The 19,286-nt window shown below is 65.2% G+C and carries 15 protein-coding genes; 2 read left to right on the top strand and 13 right to left on the bottom strand.

Annotated features, from left to right (window positions below; genetic code table 11):
* Positions 1-41 precede the first annotated feature (41 nt).
* The 13 genes from BMI90_RS02930 to BMI90_RS02875 all read right to left on the bottom strand — a co-directional run bounded on the left by BMI90_RS02930 (position 42) and on the right by BMI90_RS02875 (position 14,814).
* Positions 42-1,040, bottom strand: coding sequence for a TIGR01620 family protein (locus BMI90_RS02930; protein WP_146642571.1), 999 nt, complete (start codon positions 1,038-1,040; stop codon positions 42-44).
* Positions 1,037-2,440, bottom strand: coding sequence for a YcjX family protein (locus BMI90_RS02925; protein ID WP_078525804.1), 1,404 nt, complete (start codon positions 2,438-2,440; stop codon positions 1,037-1,039). The genes BMI90_RS02930 and BMI90_RS02925 overlap by 4 nt, the downstream gene beginning before the upstream one ends.
* 98 nt (positions 2,441-2,538) lie before the next feature.
* A complete protein-coding gene (locus tag BMI90_RS02920; protein WP_078525802.1) occupies positions 2,539-4,017 on the bottom strand; it encodes an NAD-dependent succinate-semialdehyde dehydrogenase in 1,479 nt (492 codons plus the stop codon).
* 34 nt (positions 4,018-4,051) lie between these two features.
* Positions 4,052-5,062, bottom strand: a complete 1,011-nt coding sequence (locus BMI90_RS02915) for a P1 family peptidase (protein WP_078525789.1) — start codon at positions 5,060-5,062, stop codon at positions 4,052-4,054.
* A gap of 60 nt (positions 5,063-5,122) precedes the next feature.
* Positions 5,123-7,462 carry an aldehyde dehydrogenase family protein gene (locus BMI90_RS02910; RefSeq protein ID WP_078525787.1) on the bottom strand — a complete coding sequence of 780 codons (2,340 nt, stop codon included), beginning with the start codon at positions 7,460-7,462 and terminating at the stop codon, positions 5,123-5,125.
* A gap of 7 nt (positions 7,463-7,469) precedes the next feature.
* Positions 7,470-8,438 (bottom strand): deoxyribose-phosphate aldolase, encoded by a 969-nt coding sequence (deoC, locus tag BMI90_RS02905; protein ID WP_078527188.1) that lies wholly within the window; start codon positions 8,436-8,438, stop codon positions 7,470-7,472.
* An 87-nt stretch (positions 8,439-8,525) separates the two neighbouring features.
* Positions 8,526-8,723 (bottom strand): hypothetical protein, encoded by a 198-nt coding sequence (locus BMI90_RS18480; protein ID WP_146671194.1) that lies wholly within the window; start codon positions 8,721-8,723, stop codon positions 8,526-8,528.
* Positions 8,724-8,786: 63 nt separating this feature from the next.
* A complete protein-coding gene (gene grxD / locus BMI90_RS02900; protein ID WP_078525785.1) occupies positions 8,787-9,146 on the bottom strand; it encodes a Grx4 family monothiol glutaredoxin in 360 nt (119 codons plus the stop codon).
* A gap of 43 nt (positions 9,147-9,189) precedes the next feature.
* Positions 9,190-9,432: a BolA family transcriptional regulator gene (locus BMI90_RS02895; protein WP_038144987.1), complete on the bottom strand. Its 243-nt coding sequence runs from the start codon at positions 9,430-9,432 to the stop codon at positions 9,190-9,192.
* Between the two features lie 64 nt (positions 9,433-9,496).
* On the bottom strand, positions 9,497-10,489 hold the full coding sequence (locus BMI90_RS02890) for an FUSC family protein (protein ID WP_078525783.1): 993 nt from the start codon (positions 10,487-10,489) through the stop codon (positions 9,497-9,499).
* 102 nt (positions 10,490-10,591) lie between these two features.
* Positions 10,592-12,754 (bottom strand): phosphoribosylformylglycinamidine synthase subunit PurL, encoded by a 2,163-nt coding sequence (gene purL / locus BMI90_RS02885; protein ID WP_078525781.1) that lies wholly within the window; start codon positions 12,752-12,754, stop codon positions 10,592-10,594.
* Positions 12,755-12,893: 139 nt separating this feature from the next.
* The gene (locus BMI90_RS02880; protein WP_078525779.1) at positions 12,894-13,490 is read right to left on the bottom strand and encodes a hypothetical protein; all 597 of its coding nucleotides are present in this window, start codon (positions 13,488-13,490) and stop codon (positions 12,894-12,896) included.
* A 421-nt stretch (positions 13,491-13,911) separates the two neighbouring features.
* On the bottom strand, positions 13,912-14,814 hold the full coding sequence (locus tag BMI90_RS02875) for a LysR family transcriptional regulator (protein ID WP_078527186.1): 903 nt from the start codon (positions 14,812-14,814) through the stop codon (positions 13,912-13,914).
* A 158-nt stretch (positions 14,815-14,972) separates the two neighbouring features.
* Here BMI90_RS02875 and BMI90_RS02870 point away from each other — a divergent pair, with 158 nt between their 5' ends.
* Together BMI90_RS02870 and BMI90_RS02865 are read left to right on the top strand one after the other, a co-directional pair.
* A complete protein-coding gene (locus BMI90_RS02870; protein ID WP_078525777.1) occupies positions 14,973-18,383 on the top strand; it encodes an indolepyruvate ferredoxin oxidoreductase family protein in 3,411 nt (1,136 codons plus the stop codon).
* A gap of 89 nt (positions 18,384-18,472) precedes the next feature.
* On the top strand, positions 18,473-19,285 hold the full coding sequence (locus tag BMI90_RS02865) for an aspartate/glutamate racemase family protein (protein WP_078525775.1): 813 nt from the start codon (positions 18,473-18,475) through the stop codon (positions 19,283-19,285).
* Position 19,286: the final 1 nt, after the last annotated feature.

The raw sequence follows: 19,286 nt of genomic DNA, 5'->3' as shown, positions 1-19,286 counted from the left end.
GCGCCAGCTCCCCCCGAGGTATTTGGTGCAAGATGAACTTGTCAGTCGTCTTTCTTGCCGAAGACGCCGGTAAGCGACCGGCCGATCAGGTTCGTCACGCGCGGCTTTTGCAGCTTGCGGAAAGGCATCGGGCGGCAGACTTCGAGGGCGGCGATGCCGACGCGGGCTGTGAGGGCGCCGTTGATGACGCCCTCGCCGAAGCGGCGCGAGAGTTTCGAGACGAGATGACCGCCGGTGACGGTTTCGATCAGGTCGTCGCCCGCGGCGACCGCGCCGGTTGCGACGAGGTGTGTCATCACGGTCCGTGCGAGCCGGATCGAACCGAGCGAACCCGCGCGCCCGCCATAGATTTCCGCGATGCGCCGGATCATCCGCAGGTTCGCGGTCAGAGCAGTGAAGACGTCGGCGAGCGCCAGCGGGACGATGGCGGTGACAGTCGCGACGGTGCGTGCGGCTGCCTCGATCTCCAGCCGGGCGGCGGCGTCGAGCGGCGCCATCAGTTCGGCCTCGGCTAGCCCCATCAGGGTATCGGTGTCGAGCACTTCGTCGGTTCGCTCGGCCAGCCGTTTGCGCGCCCAGTCCATCTCGGGGCGCGCGGCGTAGAGGCCGGAGACATGAGTGACGACCTTGCGCGCGCGGCTCAGGTCATCCGTGCTCAGCGCCTCGGAGACTTCCTTGTGGACCTTGTCGAGCCGCGCAAGTCGCGAGAAGGCGGCGATTTCGCGCGCGGCGATCAGAAGCGCGCCGAGCGCGAAGGCCGCGACAAGCCCGGTGCCGATCCAGCCGAGGATCGGGTGGGTGGCGAACAGCCCGTCGATGAAGCGCCAGAGCGCGACCGAGATCAGGAAGCCCACCAGCGCCACCGTCGCGCGCCAGAAGAAGCGCACGATGGGAGAGGCGCGGCGCGCGCCAAGCCGGGTCGCGATCTGCATCGCGCGGCCTTCGAGGCGCTCTTCGGTCGCGGCGGGCATGTCCTCGATCGGCGCAGCCTCGGCGGGGGAGGGCGCCTCCTCGATTTCGATCATCACCGGTTTTTTCATAGCTTGTCCCCGATCAGGAAATCTGCCGCGCGGTCGAGCCGGATATGTGGCGGGCCTTCGCCGGGTTTGAGGATCACCGGGGCGGGGGCGAAATTCATGATCGCATAATCCTCGTCGAGCCAGGCCTCGGCCCCTTGGGCTGCGGGCGAGAGAAGCTGCGCCGGATCGGCGGGCAATTCACCGGGATAAAGAGCCACGGATTTGCCGCCCTCCAACCTGCCTCGCACGGCCTGCAACTCGGCCCCGTCATGGGTGATGACTTCCTCGGTCGTGGTGCGCAGTGCGGCGACGGAAAGGGCCAGCGTCTTGGCGCCCGCAAAATCGGCGCGGTCCTTGGCCTCGCGCAGAAGCGCCCCGGTGACCGCGGTCAGGCGGGCGTGTTGCGTGTGGTGCAGATGGTCGGCCTTGGTCGCGGCGAAGAGGATCTTCTCGACCCGTTTGCCGCCCAGAAGCGAGGTCAGCCACCCGGCGCGACCGGGACGGAAGGCCGCGAGAATATCCGCCATCGACTGGCGCAGATCGTCGAGGGCTGCGGGCCCCGCATGGATCGCGCCGAGCACATCCACCAGCACCACTTGCCGGTCGATCTTGGCGAAATGGTCGCGGAAGAAGGGTTTGACCACCTCGCGCTTATAGGCGTCGTAGCGGCGTTCCATCTCGCGCCGCAGCGAGCCGCGCGGGGCCTCGCCCTCGGGCAGTGGCGCGAAGGTCAGGGCGGGCGATCCCGCCATCTCTCCGGGCAGCAGGAAGCGGCCCGGGGTGCAGTCGGAAAACCCTGCCTTCCGTGCCTCGACCAGATAGTCGGTGAAACCGGCGGCGAGCGCCTTCGCCTGCGGTTCGTTGAACTCTGCCGCACCATCCGCCGCCCCGGCCTGCGCCAGATAGCCGGCGCCTTGTGGGCGGTTCGGCAGTCGGGCCAGAACCTCTGCCGACCACTCGGCATAGCTCTTGTCCATCAGTCCCAGATCGAGCAGCCATTCACCGGGATAATCCACGATATCGAGATGCACGACACGAGGGCCGCGAACCGCGCCCAAGATGCCGCGCGGCTGGATGCGGAAAGAAAGCCGCAATTCCGACACCGCGCGTGTCCCCTCGGGCCAATGCGGGGAGGGGCCGGTGAGGGCTGCGAGATGGCTTTCGTAGTCGAAGCGCGGCACGGTATCGTCGGGCTGGGGCTGAAGGTAGGCCGCCGTGATATCCGAGGCCGCCCCGAGCGCGGGCATCCGCCCCCGGTCGAGCAGGTTCGCCACCAGCGAAGTGATGAATACCGTCTTGCCCGCGCGCGACAGCCCCGTCACGCCGAGCCGGATCACCGGTTCGAACAGCGCCTCGGAGACCGAATGGCCGATACCTTCGATCCCGCGCGTGATCCCGTCCGCAATGTCGGAAATGCCCAAATGATGCCTCTCTCGCTTTCTTGGGTTTCAAGATAAGCGGCGGCGGGCCTTAATAAAAGAGAGGGCGGGTTTGTGGCCCGCCCTCTGCCTGTTTCAGCTCAGACCGAGAGGCAGATATATTTCATCTCGAGGTAATCCTCGATCCCGTGATGGCTGCCCTCGCGGCCGAGACCCGATTGCTTGACCCCGCCGAACGGCGCGACCTCGGTCGAGATGAGGCCGGTATTCACCCCGACGATCCCGTATTCGAGCCCCTCCTGAACGCGGGTGATGCGGCCGATATCGCGGGCGTAGAAGTAAGAGGCCAGGCCGAAGATCGTCGCATTGGCTTTCTCGATGACTTCCTCTTCGGTCTCGAACTTGAAGAGCGGTGCGACGGGCCCGAAGGTTTCCTCGGTCGAGACCTTGGCGTCTTGCGTCACCCCGGTCAGCACTGTCGGTTTGAAGAAGGTGCCGCCCATCTCGTGCCGCTCGCCGCCGGTGATGACCGCGCCGCCACGGTCGAGCACGTCCTTGATATGCTCTTGCACCTTCTCGACCGCGTCCTCGTTGATGAGCGGCCCGGCCTCTGTGCCCTCGTCGAGACCATCGCCCACTTTCAGCGCCGCGACTGCCTTGGCGAGCTTTTCAGCAAAGGCGTCATAGACCCCGGCCTGCACATAGATGCGGTTCGCACAGACGCAGGTCTGGCCGTTATTGCGGAATTTGGAGGCCATCGCGCCCTCGACCGCGGCATCGAGATCGGCGTCGTCAAAGACGATGAAGGGCGCGTTGCCGCCCAGCTCCATCGAGCATTTCATCACCTGATCGGCGGCCTGACGCAGCAGGATGCGGCCCACCTCGGTCGAGCCGGTGAAGGTCAGCTTGCGCACTGTGTGGTTCTCGCAGAACTCCTTGCCGATATCGGAGGCTTTCGCCGAGGTGATCACCGACAGGATGCCTTTGGGCAGGCCCGCGCGCTCGCCCAGCACCGCCATCGCGAGCGCCGAGAGCGGCGTTTCCGAGGCCGGACGACAGACGAAACCGCAGCCCACGGCCAGCGCCGGGCCCGCCTTGCGCGCGATCATCGCATTGGGGAAATTCCACGGTGTGATCGAGGCCGCGACCCCGATCGGTTGCTTGATCACGGTGATGCGCTTGTCGCGCTGATGGCCGGGGATGGTCTCGCCATAGACGCGCTTGGCCTCTTCGCCGAACCATTCGATGAAGCCCGCACCATAGGCGATTTCGCCCTTCGCCTCGGCCAGCGGCTTGCCCATCTCGGCGGTCAGGATCGCGCCGAGGTCGTCCTGGTTCTCCATCATCAGGTCATACCATTTGCGCAGCACGGCGGCGCGTTCCTTGCCGGTGCGCGCGGCCCAGTCCTTCATCGCGACGCGGGCGGCCTCGATGGCGCGGGCGGTCTCGGCGCGGCCCAGATCGGGCACGGTGCAGATCACGTCGCCCCGCGCGGGGTTGGTGACCTCAAAGGCGCTGCCGTCATCGGCATCGACCCATTCGCCCGCGACGAAGGCCTTGGTCGCGAGCAGCGAGGGGTCCTTGAGGATGGATTTGAGATCGGTCTTGTCGTCGAGCATGGTGTCCTCCCGAAGGTTTTTGTATCTCACCGGGTCAATTCCCCGGTGGCGACTGTGTTCCGTAAAGGCTCTGCCAGCAAGGCTGTAGATCGCCGGGCCGGGGCTGCGCTTCGTATATGGCGCGCGCGATCGCCCGGGCCAGCACACAGGCGGCGGCATGACCCAGCTGGAACGGATCGCGGATCGGATCGGCGAGCGGTTTCTCCCCGGTCGCGGCGGCAAAGACGAGATCCCCGTCAAGAAGCGTATGCGAGGGCACGATGGCGCGGGCCATCCCGTCATGCGCCGCGACCGCCATGCGCTGCGCCTGTGCCTGGGTGAGCGCGGCATCCGTCGCGACGATGGCGATGGTCGTGGCTTCGCCCTGTTGCTTCATCGGTTCGGGTTCAAAGCCGGGCGCATAACTCTGCGCCGCGCCGAGACCGCCGAATTCGCGGCCCATCTCCCAAGGTGCGGCCCAGAACTGGCCCTCGGTCCCGGTCGTAGCCGCCCCGAGCGCATTCACCACCACCAACGCCCCGACCGTGAACCCGCTCTCGAGCACCGCCGAGGCCGACCCGAGCCCGCCCTTCAGCGTCCCGGTCATCGCGCCAAAGCCCGCCCCGGATGTGCCGATCTCGAAATCCTCCGCAGCCGCCTCCAGCGCCGTGCGGCCCAACTTGGGATAGGGATTGTCGCGCCAGTCCTTCGCCCCGCCATTGAGCAGATCGAAGACGATCGCGCCCGGCACGATCGGGACGCGCTGAGCGCCGACAGCAAAGCCGCGCCCCTGATCGCGCAGCCCCGCCATCACCCCGTCGCAGGACGCCAGCCCGAAGGCCGACCCGCCCGAGAGCACCAGCGCGTCGACCTCCTGCACCAGCTTGTCGGGCGCCAGAAGATCGCTCTCGCGGGTGCCGGGCGCACCGCCCATCACCTGCACCGCAGCGGTGAAGGGCCGTTTGCCGGTCAACACGCTGACGCCCGAGCGCAACCCCTCATCCTGCGCGTTTCCGACGCGCAGGCCGGGGACATCGGTGATCAGGTTTCGCGCCCCAGCCTTCATTTCCAACTGCTCCCAATATCCCGGGGGGGAGGCGCGATGCGCCGAGGGGGCAACGCCCCCTCACTCCCCGTATGGCACCCAGATCGTCTTGATCTGGGTCGCGCGGGTCAGGAACGCGCGCCCTTGAGCCTGCGCCCAGTCGCGGTTTTCCATCACCCAGGTCGCCTTCAGGTTCCCGGCGCTTTCCGCCTCGACCATCGCGCGGCCCTCGGGCCCGCCGCAATACCACATCGCGGCCACATCGTCGTGCTGGGCCAAAGTCTTCGCGAGCTCGTCGCGCGGGCCGGTGACGATATTGACCACGCCGCCGGGCAGGTCGGAGGTCTCGAAGACTTGATAGAGATCGGTGGCCATCAGCGGCATCGACTGGGCCGGGACCGCGATCACGCGGTTGCCCATCGCGATCGCGGGCAGCACCAGCGAAGCAAAGCCCAGAAGGGGGGCCGCATCGGGGCAGGCGATACCCATAACGCCCCAGGGCTCGTTCATCGCGACGGTGATCTTGGCGCTTTGCGTCGATTTCACCGCGCCGTCGAGCTTGTCGGCCCAGGCGGCGTAATAGAAGGCGCGCTGCACGGTGGCCTCGGCCTCTTTCGGGTCGTGGCCGGCCTCTTTCAGCCGTGCGGCGAATTCCTCGGCGCGCGCGGCGAGGTTCTCGGCGATGTAGTAGAGCACCTGCGCCCGGTTATGGCCGGTCTGCTTGCCCCAGCCGCCTGCCTTATGCGCGGCCTCGACCGCGTTGCGGATATCCTTGCGCGAGCCCAGCGGCGCGAGGCCCAGCTCGCGGCCCTTCACGGCGATCGTGTAGCTCTGCCCGCTATCGGGGCGCGCCTGCTTGCCGCCGATATAGAGTTTCGGCGTGCGGTCGATCGTGGCGGCGCTCGGGGTGTCGGGCGAGGGTTGGGCGGCGAAATCGGGGGTCTTGGCCTCGGGTTTCGCTTTCGGCTCGGGGGTCTTGAGATAGGCCAGCATCCCCTCGCGCCCGCCCTCGCGGCCAAAGCCGCTTTCGCGCATCCCGCCAAACCCGGCGCCCGCATCGAATTGGTTGGTGCAGTTGATCCAGACCACGCCCGCCTTGACCTGCGCCGCGATATCCATCGCGAGCGTCACGTTCTCCGACCAGATCGAGGCCGACAGCCCGTAGCGGGTCGTGTTGGCCAGTTGCACCGCCTCGGCGGGGGTGCGGAAGGTCGTGAGCGTGGCGACGGGGCCGAAGATCTCCTCGACGCTGGCCGGGTTCGCGGGTTCCGCGCCGGTCAGCAGGCCGGGCGCGAAGAACGAGCCTTTCGCGGGCAGTTGCGTCTCGGGCTGAACGAGCGTCGCGCCCGCAGCTTCGCCTTGCGAGACCAGATCGCGGATGCGGGCCAGTTGGGTCGGGTGCACGATCGCGCCCATATCGGTGCATTTGTCGAGCGGATCACCCACGCGCAGCTTGTGCAGCCGCGCGGTCAGCCGCGCGGTGAACTCCTGCGCGACGGCCTCGGAGACGAGGATGCGCGAGCCCGCGCAGCAGACCTGACCCTGGTTGAACCAGATCGCATCAACCACGCCTTCGACGGCGGCATCGAGATCGGCATCGGGGAAGACGATGAAGGGGGATTTGCCGCCCAGCTCCAGCGTCAGCGCCTTGCCGGTGCCAGCGGTGGCGCGACGGATGATGCGGCCCACCTCGGTCGAGCCGGTGAAGGCGATCTTGTCGACCTCCGCCTCCACCAGCGCGGCGCCGGTCGCGCCGTCGCCGGTCACGATGTTCACGACGCCTTTGGGCAGGCCGATCTCGGCGCAGATCTCGGCGAGGGCCAGCGCGGTCAGCGGGGTGTATTCGGCGGGTTTCAGAACGACCGTGTTCCCGGCGGCCAGCGCAGGCGCGACCTTCCAGGCCAGCATCAGCAGCGGGAAGTTCCACGGGATGATCTGGCCGCAGACGCCGTGCGGCGCGTGGTTCGGGAATTCCTCGGCCACCAGTTCGGCCCAGCCCGCATGATGGTAAAAATGGCGGATCGCGAGCGGGATGTCGATGTCGCGGCTCTCACGGATCGGCTTGCCGTTGTCGAGCGTTTCCAGCACCGCAAGGAAGCGTGCGCGTTTTTGCAGGTGGCGCGCGATCGCGTAGAGGTATTTCGCGCGCTCATGGCCCGAGAGCCCCGCCCATTTCGGCGCGGCTTTGCGGGCGGCCTTCACCGCAGCCTCGACATCCTCTGGGCTGCCTTGCGTGACCTTGGCCAGCACCTCGCCCGTGGCGGGGTTCTCGGTGGCGAACCCATCGCCCGGCTTGGTGAAACCGCCATCAATGAAGTGACCGAAATCGCCACGGTCCTTCAGCCAGGCCATCACCTCCGAGGCACTCTCGGGGGCGGGGCCATAATCCATCGTCTCAAGGATTTCTTTCACGGTCGGCATCTTTCCCTCAGGCGAGTGCGTGGCGGGACGAGGACGCATAGCGCCCGGTGACATGGTGTTCGAGCTGGCGCTCGATATCGCCCAGAAGCGAGCTGGCGCCGATGCGGAACAGGTGCGGCTGGAGCCATTCGGTCCCCATCTCCTCGCGCATCAGGATCTGCCAGGCGAGCGCGTCCTTGGCGGTCTTGAGGCCCCCTGCGGGTTTGAACCCGATCTTGTGGCCGGTCTTCGCGCCGTAATCGCGCAGCGCGCGGACCATCGTGAGGCTGACGGGCAGGGTCGCGTTCACGCCTTCCTTGCCGGTCGAGGTCTTGATGAAATCGGCGCCCGCCTGCATCGCGACCATCGAGGCCTTGTAGACATTGCGCAGCGAGCCAAGCTCGCCCGTGGCGAGGATCGCCTTGAGATGCGCGTCGCCACAGGCCTCGCGCATCGCGGCGATTTCGTCATAGAGCGCCTGCCAGTTGCCTTCGAGCACATGGGCGCGGGTGATGACGATGTCGATCTCGGCAGCGCCTTCCTCGACGGCGTAAAGAATTTCGGCCAGACGCAGGTTCATCGGCATCAGGCCCGCCGGGAAGCCGGTCGCAACCGAGGCGACGGGAATGCCCGAGCCATCAAGCGCGCGCACGGCCGCGCGCACCATCGTCGGGTAGACGCAGACCGCCCCTGTCTGGACATGATCGAGCCCGAGCCCGTCCAGGATATGATCGGCCAGCGGGCGGCGCGCCTTGGCGCAAAGACGCGCCACGCGGGCTTCGGTATCATCGCCCGCAAGGGTCGTCAGGTCGATGCAGCGGATCGCGTTCACGAGCCAGGCCGCCTGCCACTCCTTCTTGAGGGAGCGGCGCGTGCTCAGTTGAGCGGCGCGCGACTGAGCCGCAGGCGTGTTCACCGCGATACGGTCGAACCACGACAGGTCGAGCGGCATGCCCGGATTGCGCGGCGGATGAAGGTCGATTGTGGGGGAAGTCATGAGCAAACCCGACTGGAGATTTGGCGAAAGGCTAGCGAAGGCCGCGCGATCCTTCAACCATTTGGTCAAAGGCGGTGTCCTGCCGCATCAGGCGATAAGGTTCGGGCAAATGAAGCGAACTGCTTGCGCGGCAAGGACTTTCGGCAACTCTGCTTCGCGCGGCGGCCCAGACAGGCCGGGGCGATGACGTTTGGTAACGATGATGCGCGGGGGGCTTTCGCGATCTGGCGGATGATCGAGCCTGATTTTGGCGGGCGGCCCCGGGTGCACGATGCGCCCGGCCATGCGCCTCCCACGAATGAAAAAGCCCCGCCGGAGCGGGGCATTTCCTAGGCGATCTGGCCGCGTTCAGGCGTTGGCGGCGCGGATCTGTTCGGCGGCTTCCTTGTTGAAGCTCACGCCCTTGGTCTCGAAGAGCTGATCGAGCTCGCCCGACAGCGTCATCTCTGTCACAATATCGCAGCCGCCGACGAATTCGCCCTTTACGTAGAGCTGCGGGATCGTCGGCCAGTCCGAGTAATCCTTGATGCCCTGACGGATCTCCTGATCGGCCAGCACATTCACGTCCTTGTAGTTCACACCCATGAAGTTGAGCACGCCCGCGACGCGGCTCGAGAAGCCACATTGGGGCATGTCCCGCGTGCCTTTCATGTAGAGCACGACGTCATTCTCGGCGATCTGCTGGGCGATCTGGTCTTGCGCGGTCATCGCTTTGTCCTTTCTCCATCCCGTCTGCGGGATGCGTGTAAATTCAGTCGGGCGCCTTGGTGGTCAGCGCGAGCGCATGCAGCGCCCCGTCCGGCCCGTCCATCGCCCCTTTGAGCGCGGCATAGACCGCGCGTTGCTGCTGAACGCGGTTCTTGCCACGAAAGCTTTCGTCGATCACTTCGGCCGCCCAGTGATTGCCGTCGCCGGCCAGGTCGGTGATCGTGATCTTGGCATCGGGAAATTCCGCCCGGATCAGGGCTTCGATGTCATGCGCTTCCATCGGCATAGATAGGGCTCCTCGTCCTTTGCGGCAAATCTAGGCGGGGCAGCGTCTGGCCGCAAGGGGATGCTCATGCGGTCTCGAGCGGCGGATGCAGGTGCGAGAGGAAAAACATGAGCGCCGCGATCGCCGCACTGGTGAGGAACATCGTGGCCGCCCCGGCGGCGGTGACGGGCAGGGAATGGCCCGGCGCGCCGATTTCTCCGGCCAGCAGGAAACACATGTTGATGTCGATTCCCATCAGGCTGGTACGCGGGTGCGCGCGCAGCAGGGCGCCGCCCGCGATGAAGGCGAAGGCGAGGATCAGTGGTGCGGCCGGATCGCCGCCGGTGAGCGGCGCGAGCGTGCGATAGCTGACGGCCGCCAGCACACCAAGCGCCACGCCCGGCACGAGAAAACGCACTGCGGGGCGCGGGTTGGGCATTGAGCCGAGAACCGCCGAGAAGACGACCACCGACAATCCCGCTGCGGTCGCGGCGGGATGACTGAAATGCGCGTCGAGCAAGGTTGCCGCCCCGGTCAGGGTCGCAACCGCCGCCATGCGAATCCAGAGCTGTTGTGCAAAATGCGGATTGGGCCGCGGGGCCATCGGGACCGCACGTGCCGGGGTGAACAGCCAGTTGACGGCAGTAACCGAAGCCACCCCGATCAGCGTGCAATAAACCCGGTCAAGCGCGAGGGGGATCGCCTCGGCTCCCATCCCGAGCGCGGGCATCACGACGACGCCGATGGTGATTGCCATCAGCGTGAAACCATAGGCCCAGTGCGTGCCGATTCTGTAGGCGATGCCGACGCCGATCGCGGCGGTCAGTGCTACGGTCAGTGCGATTCCCGGCACTGGCAGCCAGCGCAGCGCCGCGATCCCGATGCCGGCGCCGACCAGCGTTCCGGCGACGCGCAGTACGGCGCGCAGCGCCATGTCCTCGCGATTGGGTTGGATCACCACCCAGACCGGCATCGCCGCCCAGTAGATATTGCTCAGCCCGAGCCAGCGGGCGAAGGTCAGGGCGAGCGTCGCGGCGAGAAAGAGTCGCGTGGCATAGGCGAGTGTCGATGCGTGCAAGGGGAAATCCTGAGCCGGTAAGGTCCGCGGACAGGTTACCCTGCGCGCGGGCGAAGAAAACTGCCCCCGCGCGCATGGCCGATCTGCATCAGCTCACAGAGATCAGGCGTCGACCGCCGCCTTGAAGGCGGATTTGTAGAGGCTCGAGAGTTCCGCCAGCGGGGCGCTTTCGGAGCCGAAGCTTACCGTGTCGCCGCCGAACCGGCCCACGGTGGCGAGCGGCACTTCGGCCTTGCGGGCAGCGACCATCAATGCCTCGGCCTGATCGAAGGAACACGCCACGAGATAACGGGCCTGATCTTCTCCGAAGAGGGTCGGGATGTCGTCCGCGTCGAGCGTGACGCCGACACCTGCGGCCTCGGCCATCTCGAAGGCCGCAAGCGCAAGGCCCCCGTCCGAGAGGTCCGCGGCGCCCTTGATCAGCGCGCGGTTCTCGCGGAGGAACTCGCCATTGCGCTTCTCGGCGTCAAGATCGACCTCGGGCGCATCGCCCGACTCGATCCCGAAGGCCTCGAATGCCAGCGCGGATTGATCGAGGTGGCCCTTGGTCTCGCCGATCACCATCGCCACGTCGCCTACCGTGGGCAGACCCGCGATCAGCTCGTCGAGCGAGTTCAGCAGGCCCACTGCGCCGATCGTCGGCGTGGGCAGGATGCCGGTGCCGTCGGTTTCGTTATAAAGCGAGACGTTGCCCGACACGATCGGCATGTCGAGTGCGCGCACGGCGGCGTCGATGCCTTTGATGGCGCCCACGAACTGGCCCATGATCTCGGGCTTCTCGGGGTTGCCGAAGTTCAGGTTGTCGGTCGAGGCGAGCGGCTTGGCACCGACCGCCGAGAGGTTGCGATACGCCTCGGCCACGGCCTGCTTGCCACCCTCAAACGGGTTCGCCTTGACGTAGCGGGGCGTCACGTCGGCGGTGAAGGCCAGCGCTTTTTCCGTGCCATGCACGCGCACCACGCCAGCACCGAGGCCCGGACGGCGCACCGTGTCGCCCATCACCTGCGTGTCGTATTGCTCGTAGACCCACGACTTGTCGGCATAGTTCGGCGAACCGATCAGCGCCTTGAGTGCGTCGATCGCGCCGATCTCGGGCAGGGCCGCGCCAGCGGTCGCCTCGGGCGTCGGCACCCAGGGGCGGTCATATTCCGGCGCTTCCGAGGAGAGCTTCGAGAGAGGAAGATCCGCTTTCACCTCGTTGCCATGCACGATCAGGAAGCGGTCTTCCGCGATGGTCTCACCGACGATGGCGAAGTCGAGATCCCATTTCACGAAGATCTCGCGCGCGATCTCTTCCTTCTCGGGGTTGAGCACCATAAGCATCCGCTCCTGGCTCTCGGACAGCATCATCTCATAGGCGGTCATGTTGGTTTCGCGCTGCGGCACGGCGTCGAGGTTGAGCTGTACGCCCAGGCCGCCCTTGTCGCCCATCTCGACGGCCGAGCAGGTCAGGCCCGCGGCCCCCATGTCCTGGATCGAGATCACGGCGCCGGTCTGCATCAGTTCGAGGCAGGCCTCGAGCAGGCATTTCTCGGTGAAGGGGTCGCCGACCTGAACGGTGGGGCGCTTTTCCTCGATCGTGTCGTCGAACTCGGCCGAGGCCATGGTCGCACCGCCGACGCCATCGCGCCCCGTCTTGGCACCGAGATAGACGACCGGCATGCCGATGCCGGAGGCCGCCGAGTAGAAGATCTTGTCGGCATCCGCGAGGCCCGCCGCGAAAGCGTTCACAAGGCAGTTGCCATTATAGGACGGGTGAAAGCGCACTTCGCCGCCCACGTTCGGCACGCCGAAGCAGTTGCCGTAGCTACCAACGCCCTCGACCACGCCTTTCACGATGTGGGAGGTCTTGGGATGGTCGGGCATGCCGAAGCTGAGGCTGTCCATCGCGGCGATCGGGCGCGCGCCCATGGTGAACACGTCGCGCAAGATGCCGCCAACGCCGGTCGCGGCGCCCTGGTGCGGTTCGATATAGGAGGGGTGGTTGTGGCTCTCCATCTTGAAGACCACGGCCTGCCCGTCGCCGATATCGACGACGCCCGCATTCTCGCCGGGGCCGCAAATGACCTGATCGCCGGTAGTGTGCAGCGTGCGCAGCCACTTCTTCGACGATTTGTAGGAGCAATGCTCGTTCCACATGGCCGAGAAGATGCCGAGCTCGGTGAAAGTCGGCTCGCGGCCGATGATTTCGAGGATACGCTCGTATTCATCGGGCTTCAGGCCATGGGCTGCGATGAGATCGGGCGTAATCTGCGGCTCGTTCATGTGAGGGCCTCCGGGCATCGGGTTTGGGGCACCTATTAGGCCAATCCGTGCAAGGGGAAAAGGGATTTGCCCGACGTTGCGGCAATAAAAAACGCGAGGCCCGGGGGCCCCGCGTTCTCTCAAGGGAATGCGTGTCGCGTTACGAGCGCATGTCGACCTGATTTTCGAGCGAGGTCAGCAGCTCGGAAACGGTCCAGCCGAGCTTGACCTTGCCATCCATCGCGGCGGTCTTGGGTACGTTCAGCTTGAAGAGCGAAACGGTGGTGTCGAGCTTCTCCGAGGTGCGCACGTAGATCGTGTCGTAGGCATCGTGACTCTCGACCTTCTCGATCGAGCCGATCACGTTCCCGTTGACGCTCATCACCGCATCTTCGGCATGGGCCGCAGCTTTCATCCCCGCGATACCAGCTTCATCGGCCAGTTGGTTCTCGGCGGGAATCAGGGTCTCGCCAGCCGAGGTGCTGGGCACGGTGGCGGTGCCGGTGGTCACATCGGTGATGCCGTATTGGTTGGTGAAATCCGACGTGTTGGAGGCGGTCACCGCAGGCGGCGTACCAGCCGAGCTTTCCTGAGCCGGAACGGTGCCAGTGCGATAATCGGCAATGCCGTAATACTGGCCCGCATCGATGTTGCTGCCCGAGACATCAGACAGATTCAGCGCGGAGGCCGAGCCTGCAATCGCGAGAGCGCCGAAGAGGGTGGTCGAGGCAGCGAGAAGTTTTTTCTGGTTGGTCATGTCAATCTCCTTTCGGTTTGGCGTGACATTCAATCACTTGCGCCGTCGTGGCGTCTGGAAAGGCAACGGCGGGGTGGAGGAGAAAGTTCACTGAAATAATTGTGACCTTCCGGCGCTCGGAAATTTTGAACCGGAGCGGAAGTCACGCGTATGGCGCGTTCTTCTCAATCTCGCCTGCGTGAGCGGATGTGAGATTTGACCCTTCGGTTGAGGGCTGCCTCGGGAACGCAGGAGGCTAAGCAAAAAAAAGGCCGAGACGAAGCTCGGCCAAAGTCCAACAGGGAGGTAGAAGGTGATGCGCCAAGAAGCGCGTCCAACCCTTCTTCGCCTCATTTATGGGCGGTTTGTAAACGCATCAAGGGAAAACATGCTGCAAGCGCAACATGTCCGCTATGCGTTGCGGTAATGTCGCGGTGCAACCTTAGGTTGAATCGCCTGCCTGTTGGCGGCGATAGGACAGGATTTCTTCCTGGATGAAGTCGCGGAACGCGGTCACCCGGCGCGAGGAGCGCAGCTCTTCGGGATAGGCGAGGAAGATCGGAATCTCGACCGATTCCACATCCGGCAGTACTTGCTCGATGCCGGGGAAGTCGGCGGTCAGATAGTCGGGCAGGATGCCGACGCCGATATGGTTGAGCACCGCTTGCAGCACGCCGAAATAGTTGTTCACCGTCAGCGTCGAGCTTTGATCGAAGGCCAGGACCTGCCGCGCAAGCTGTGCGCCCGCCTGAACCTGCGGGGTGCGCGGCGTCTGGCAGATCAGTCTATGGTCTTGCAGGTCCTCGATCTTTTCGGGACGACCGGCTTTCGCAAGATATTCCGGCGTCGCATAGAGCCGCATGCGGATATTCAACAGGCGCTTGCGGATCAGGTCCGCCTGTGCCGGTTCCTTCATGCGGATCGCGACATCGGCCTCGCGCATCGGAAGGTCGAGCACGCGTTCTTCCAGCATCAGGTCGATCTTCAGGTCGGGGTATTTCTCGTAGAGCTTGGTCAGGCGTGGCGCGAGCCAGAGTGTGCCGAAGCCGGTCGTGGTCGTGACGCGCAGTTCGCCGAAGACTTCCTCTTCGCTGTCGCGGATCCGCGCAGAGGCGCTGTCGAGCTTTTTCGCCATCGCCGAGGTCGCCTCGAACAGAAGTTCTCCCTGCTCGGTGAGAATCAGTCCGCGGGCATGACGGTGAAACAGTGTCGTTCCGAGCGCCTCTTCGAGCGCGCGAATCTGTCTGCTCACGGCAGATTGAGAAAGATGCAGCGCGTCACCGGCATGGGTGAGAGACCCCGCATCGGCCACTGCGTGGAAGATTCTGAGCTTATCCCAATCCATTTCGGTCACTTTCGGTTCGTCGCGAAGACTGCCTGCGCAAGTTTCTTTACATTACTCCGGGCGATTTAAGAAACCGCTTCGTAACTATTTTTCGCTTTCTAGGTCAGAGTTTGTGACCTATCATCGCCCTATGCCCAATTAGCAAGGGGAGGTGCTTAATGGGAAGGCAAGAAATATCCCTCGCGGATCGGTTTGACCTTACGAAATCTCCGGTTTTGCTGAACGGGACGCAGGCTTTGGTGCGTCTGGTTCTGGCTCAGGCAGCGCGCGACAAGGCGGCGGGCCTGAATACGGCCGGCTATGTGACCGGCTATCGCGGTTCGCCCCTGGGGGCGGTCGACTTGCAGATGGCGCGCGCGCGAAAGGTGCTTGAAGAGAGCCAGGTTCGCTTCGAGCCGGGCCTGAACGAAGACCTCGCGGCGACGGCGCTTTGGGGCTCGCAACAGGCGGAGCTGCGCGGCGAAGGAAAATATGACGGCGTCTTCGGCCTCTGGTACGGCAAGGGGCCGGGCGTGGACCGCTCGGGCGACGTGATGCGCCACGCGAACATGGCGGGCACCTCGCCCCATGGCGGCGTGATCATGGCCATGGGCGATGACCACACGGGGGAATCCTCGACCGTGCTGCACCAGTCCGACTGGGCGATGGTCGATGCTTATATGCCGGTCCTGTCGCCCGCAGGCGTGCAGGAAATCCTCGATTACGGGCTTTACGGCTATGCGTTGAGCCGCTTCGCCGGCGTCTGGGTCGGCCTCAAGACGATGAAGGACACGGTCGAGGCCACGGCGGTCGTCGATGGCGATCCGTTCCGCCAGCAATTCGTGATCCCGGAGTTCAAGATGCCCGAAGGCGGGCTGAACATCCGGCTCGGCGACACGCCGGTCGCGCAGGAAGCGCGGATGATCGATTACAAGCGTTTCGCGGCCGAGGCCTTTGCCCGCGCGAACCGCATCGACAACCGCGTCTGGGGCAAGCCCGGCGCGAAGATCGGTCTGGTGGCGGCAGGCAAGAACTGGCTCGATCTGGTGCATGCGCTCTCGCTTCTGGGTATCGACGAGGCCGAGGCCGAACGGCTTGGCATCACCACCTACAAGATCGGCCAGACCTTCCCACTCGACATGGAAAGCTTCCATGAATGGGCCGAGGGGCTGGAGCTGATCATCGTCGTCGAGGAAAAGCGCAAGCTGATCGAGGTGCAGGTCAAGGAGGCGATTTTCGACGATCGCCGGGGCCGCCGCGTCTATGGCTGGTACAAGGGCGACAATTGGAAGAATGGCCGCCAGGTAGAGCTGTTCCCGACGCGCTACGCGCTCGACCCGGTGATGATCGCGCGAAAGCTGGGCGACATCTTCATCGAGGAAGGCCGGGGCACGGATGCTATCAAGGCGGGCATCGCCAAGATCGAAGCCGCGCAGCGCGCCGACAACGCGCCCGAGATCGCGACGCGGACGCCGTGGTATTGCTCGGGCTGCCCGCATAACAGCTCGACCAAGGTTCCCGAGGGTGAGCGCGCCTATGCCGGGATCGGCTGTCACTACATGGTGCAGTGGATGGGCCGGAACACCGAAGGTTTCACCCATATGGGCGGCGAGGGCGTGAACTGGGTCGGCGAGGCCCCGTTCTCGACGCGCGAGCATATGTTCCAGAACCTCGGTGACGGCACCTATAACCACTCGGGCGCGCAAGCGATCCGGGCGGCTTTGGCGGCAGGCACGAATATCACCTACAAGATCCTGTTCAACGATGCGGTCGCGATGACCGGCGGGCAGGAGAACGAGGGCGGCCTGACCGCGCAGCAGATCGCCGCCGAGATCGTGGCGATGGGCGTGAAGCCCGTCGTGGTGGTCTATGACGAGAAGGAAGAGCTGGACCTGTCTACCTTCCCGGCGGGCGTCGAGAAGGTCGAGCGCGCCGAGCTGATGCCGGTGCAAAAGCGGCTGGCGAAGACCAAGGGCGTCTCGGCGCTGATCTATGTGCAGACCTGCGCGGCCGAGAAACGACGTAGGCGGAAGCGCGGCCAGTTCCCCGATCCGGACAAGCGTGTCTTCATCAATACCGATGTCTGCGAAGGCTGTGGCGATTGCGGGGTGCAGTCGAACTGCGTCTCGATCGTGCCGGTGGAGACGGAACTGGGCACCAAGCGCGCGATCGACCAGTCGTCGTGCAACAAGGACTTCCGTTGCCTCGACGGGTTCTGCCCGAGCTTCGTGACGCTCAAGGGTGCGAAGGTGAAGAAGGCCAAGGCGCAAGCGCTCGATCTGCCGGAACTGCCTCAGCCTGTGCTGCCCGCGATCGAGGGCACGCATAACCTCGTGATCACCGGGGTCGGTGGCACGGGCGTCGTGACCGTGGGCGCGGTGCTCGCAATGGCTGCCCATATCGACGGCAAGGGCGCGGGCATGATGGAGATGGCCGGTCTCGCCCAGAAGGGCGGCGCGGTGCATATCCACCTGCGGCTCGCGAACAAGCCCGAGGATATCTCGGCGATCCGCGTGGCCGTCGGCGAGGCGGATTGCGTGATCGGTGGGGATCTGGTGGTCTCGGCGGGCGCCAAGACGCTGGGGCTGATGGCCACGGGCCGGACCGGTGCCGTGATCAACAGCCACGAGATCGTCACCGGCGAGTTCACCCGCAACCGCGATTTCCGCCTGCCGGGCGAGCAGCTCAAGTTGAGCCTTGAGGCACGGCTGAAGGACCGCGTGGCCTTTGCCGATACTTCGGAGCTGGCGCGGCGGATGCTGGGCGACTCGATCTACTCGAACATGGTCGTGCTGGGGGCCGCGTGGCAGCAGGGATACATCCCGCTGACCCATGAGGCGATCTTCCGTGCGATCGAGTTGAACGGCGCCAAGCCCGACGAGAACAAGCGGGCGTTCGAGCTGGGCCGCTGGGCGATGGCCTTCCCCGAGGAAGCCGCGAAAGCGATGGCGTCGGAGGTCGCGAAGGCCCCCGTCGATCCGATCGAGTTCCGTGCGAACCATCTTGTGGACTACCAGAACAAGCGCCTTGCCAAGCGTTTCCGTAAGTTGGTGGATGGTGCTCCCTCTGAACTGCGCGAGGCGGTCGCGAAGGGCTATCACAAGCTTCTGGCCTACAAGGATGAATACGAGGTCGCGCGGCTCCATCTGGAAACGGCGGAAAAGGCGCGCGCCGAGTTCGAGGGCGATTTCGAGATGCACTTCCATCTCGCCCCGCCGATCCTGTCCAAGCAAGGCCTGGACGGCCGCCCGAAGAAGCGTGAATTCGGCCCCGGCATGGAGCGTAACTTCCGTCTTCTGGCCAAGCTGAAGGGCCTGCGCGGCACTCCGTTCGACACTTTCGGCTACTCGGACGAGCGCAAGATGGAGCGCGCCCTGATCAGGCAATACGAGGCCGACATGGCCGAAGTGCTGCCCAAGGTCACCCCCGAGACGCTGGAGATCGCGCGCGAACTGGCCGAACTGCCGCTGAGCATCCGGGGCTTCGGCCCGGTCAAGGCACAGGCCGAGCAGATGGCGGCGAAGCGGCGCGAGGAACTGCTCGCGGCGTTCCGCGAAGGCGGAAGCCCGCAGGCCCTCGCGGCCGAGTGACTTAAAAGGCGTTTCTTTCGCGAAAACTTGGGCGTAAATGATGCCTACCCGGTGCAATTTCTGCACCGGGCTTTCGCGCGGGGAGTGCCATGGCGGTAGGTGTGTTCGATTCGGGTCTGGGCGGGCTGACGGTCTATGATGCCTGCGCGAAGCGACTGCCCGACGTGGCCTTCTGCTATTACGGCGACAATGCCCATGCACCTTACGGGGTGCGCGATGCCGATGACATCTTCAACCTGACCTGCGCGGGGGTGGAGCGGCTCTGGGGCGAAGGCTGCGATCTGGTCATCCTCGCCTGTAACACGGCCTCGGCCGCCGCGCTGAAACGGATGCAGGAGACCTGGATCCCCGAGGGCAAGCGCGTGCTTGGGGTTTTCGTGCCGATGATCGAGGCCTTGACCGAGCGCAAATGGGGCGACAATTCCCCGCCGCGCGAAGTGGCCGTGAAGCATGTGGCGCTGTTCGCGACGCCCGCGACGGTAGCCTCGCGCGCGTTCCAGCGCGAGTTGGCCTTCCGCGCGATCGGCGTCGATGTCGAGGCGCAACCCTGCGGCGGTGTTGTCGATGCGATCGAGGCGGGCGACGAGATCCTCGCCGAGGCGCTGGTGAAAAGCCATGTCGAGGCGCTCAAGCGGCGGATGCCGCATCCCGAGGCCGCAATCCTTGGGTGCACCCATTACCCGCTGATGCAGAAGACGTTCCAGGAGGCGTTGGGTGCCAATGTGGATGTCTATAGCCAGGCCAATCTGGTGGCCGAGAGCCTTGCCGACTATCTCGAACGCCGGCCGGAATTCATCGGATCGGGAACGGAGTCGAAATTCCTGACGACCGGTGATCCGGCCTCGGTCTCGAGCCACGCGACGCAGTTCCTGCGCCATCCGATCCGTTTCGAGGCGGCCTGAG

Source organism: Thioclava sp. L04-15 (assembly GCF_002020275.1).
GTDB lineage: Bacteria > Pseudomonadota > Alphaproteobacteria > Rhodobacterales > Rhodobacteraceae > Thioclava > Thioclava marina.
This window is presented reverse-complemented; position numbering and strand designations above follow the sequence as displayed.

Coding starts and splice junctions, on each gene's coding strand:
- BMI90_RS02930 (WP_146642571.1), bottom strand. CDS start 1,040: ATGAAAAAACCGGTGATGATCGAAATCGAGGAGGCGCCCTCCCCCGCC.
- BMI90_RS02920 (WP_078525802.1), bottom strand. CDS start 4,017: ATGCTCGACGACAAGACCGATCTCAAATCCATCCTCAAGGACCCCTCG.
- BMI90_RS02915 (WP_078525789.1), bottom strand. CDS start 5,062: ATGAAGGCTGGGGCGCGAAACCTGATCACCGATGTCCCCGGCCTGCGC.
- BMI90_RS02910 (WP_078525787.1), bottom strand. CDS start 7,462: ATGCCGACCGTGAAAGAAATCCTTGAGACGATGGATTATGGCCCCGCC.
- deoC (WP_078527188.1), bottom strand. CDS start 8,438: ATGACTTCCCCCACAATCGACCTTCATCCGCCGCGCAATCCGGGCATG.
- BMI90_RS18480 (WP_146671194.1), bottom strand. CDS start 8,723: ATGGCCGGGCGCATCGTGCACCCGGGGCCGCCCGCCAAAATCAGGCTC.
- grxD (WP_078525785.1), bottom strand. CDS start 9,146: ATGACCGCGCAAGACCAGATCGCCCAGCAGATCGCCGAGAATGACGTC.
- BMI90_RS02895 (WP_038144987.1), bottom strand. CDS start 9,432: ATGCCGATGGAAGCGCATGACATCGAAGCCCTGATCCGGGCGGAATTT.
- purL (WP_078525781.1), bottom strand. CDS start 12,754: ATGAACGAGCCGCAGATTACGCCCGATCTCATCGCAGCCCATGGCCTG.
- BMI90_RS02880 (WP_078525779.1), bottom strand. CDS start 13,490: ATGACCAACCAGAAAAAACTTCTCGCTGCCTCGACCACCCTCTTCGGC.
- BMI90_RS02875 (WP_078527186.1), bottom strand. CDS start 14,814: ATGGATTGGGATAAGCTCAGAATCTTCCACGCAGTGGCCGATGCGGGG.
- BMI90_RS02870 (WP_078525777.1), top strand. CDS start 14,973: ATGGGAAGGCAAGAAATATCCCTCGCGGATCGGTTTGACCTTACGAAA.
- BMI90_RS02865 (WP_078525775.1), top strand. CDS start 18,473: ATGGCGGTAGGTGTGTTCGATTCGGGTCTGGGCGGGCTGACGGTCTAT.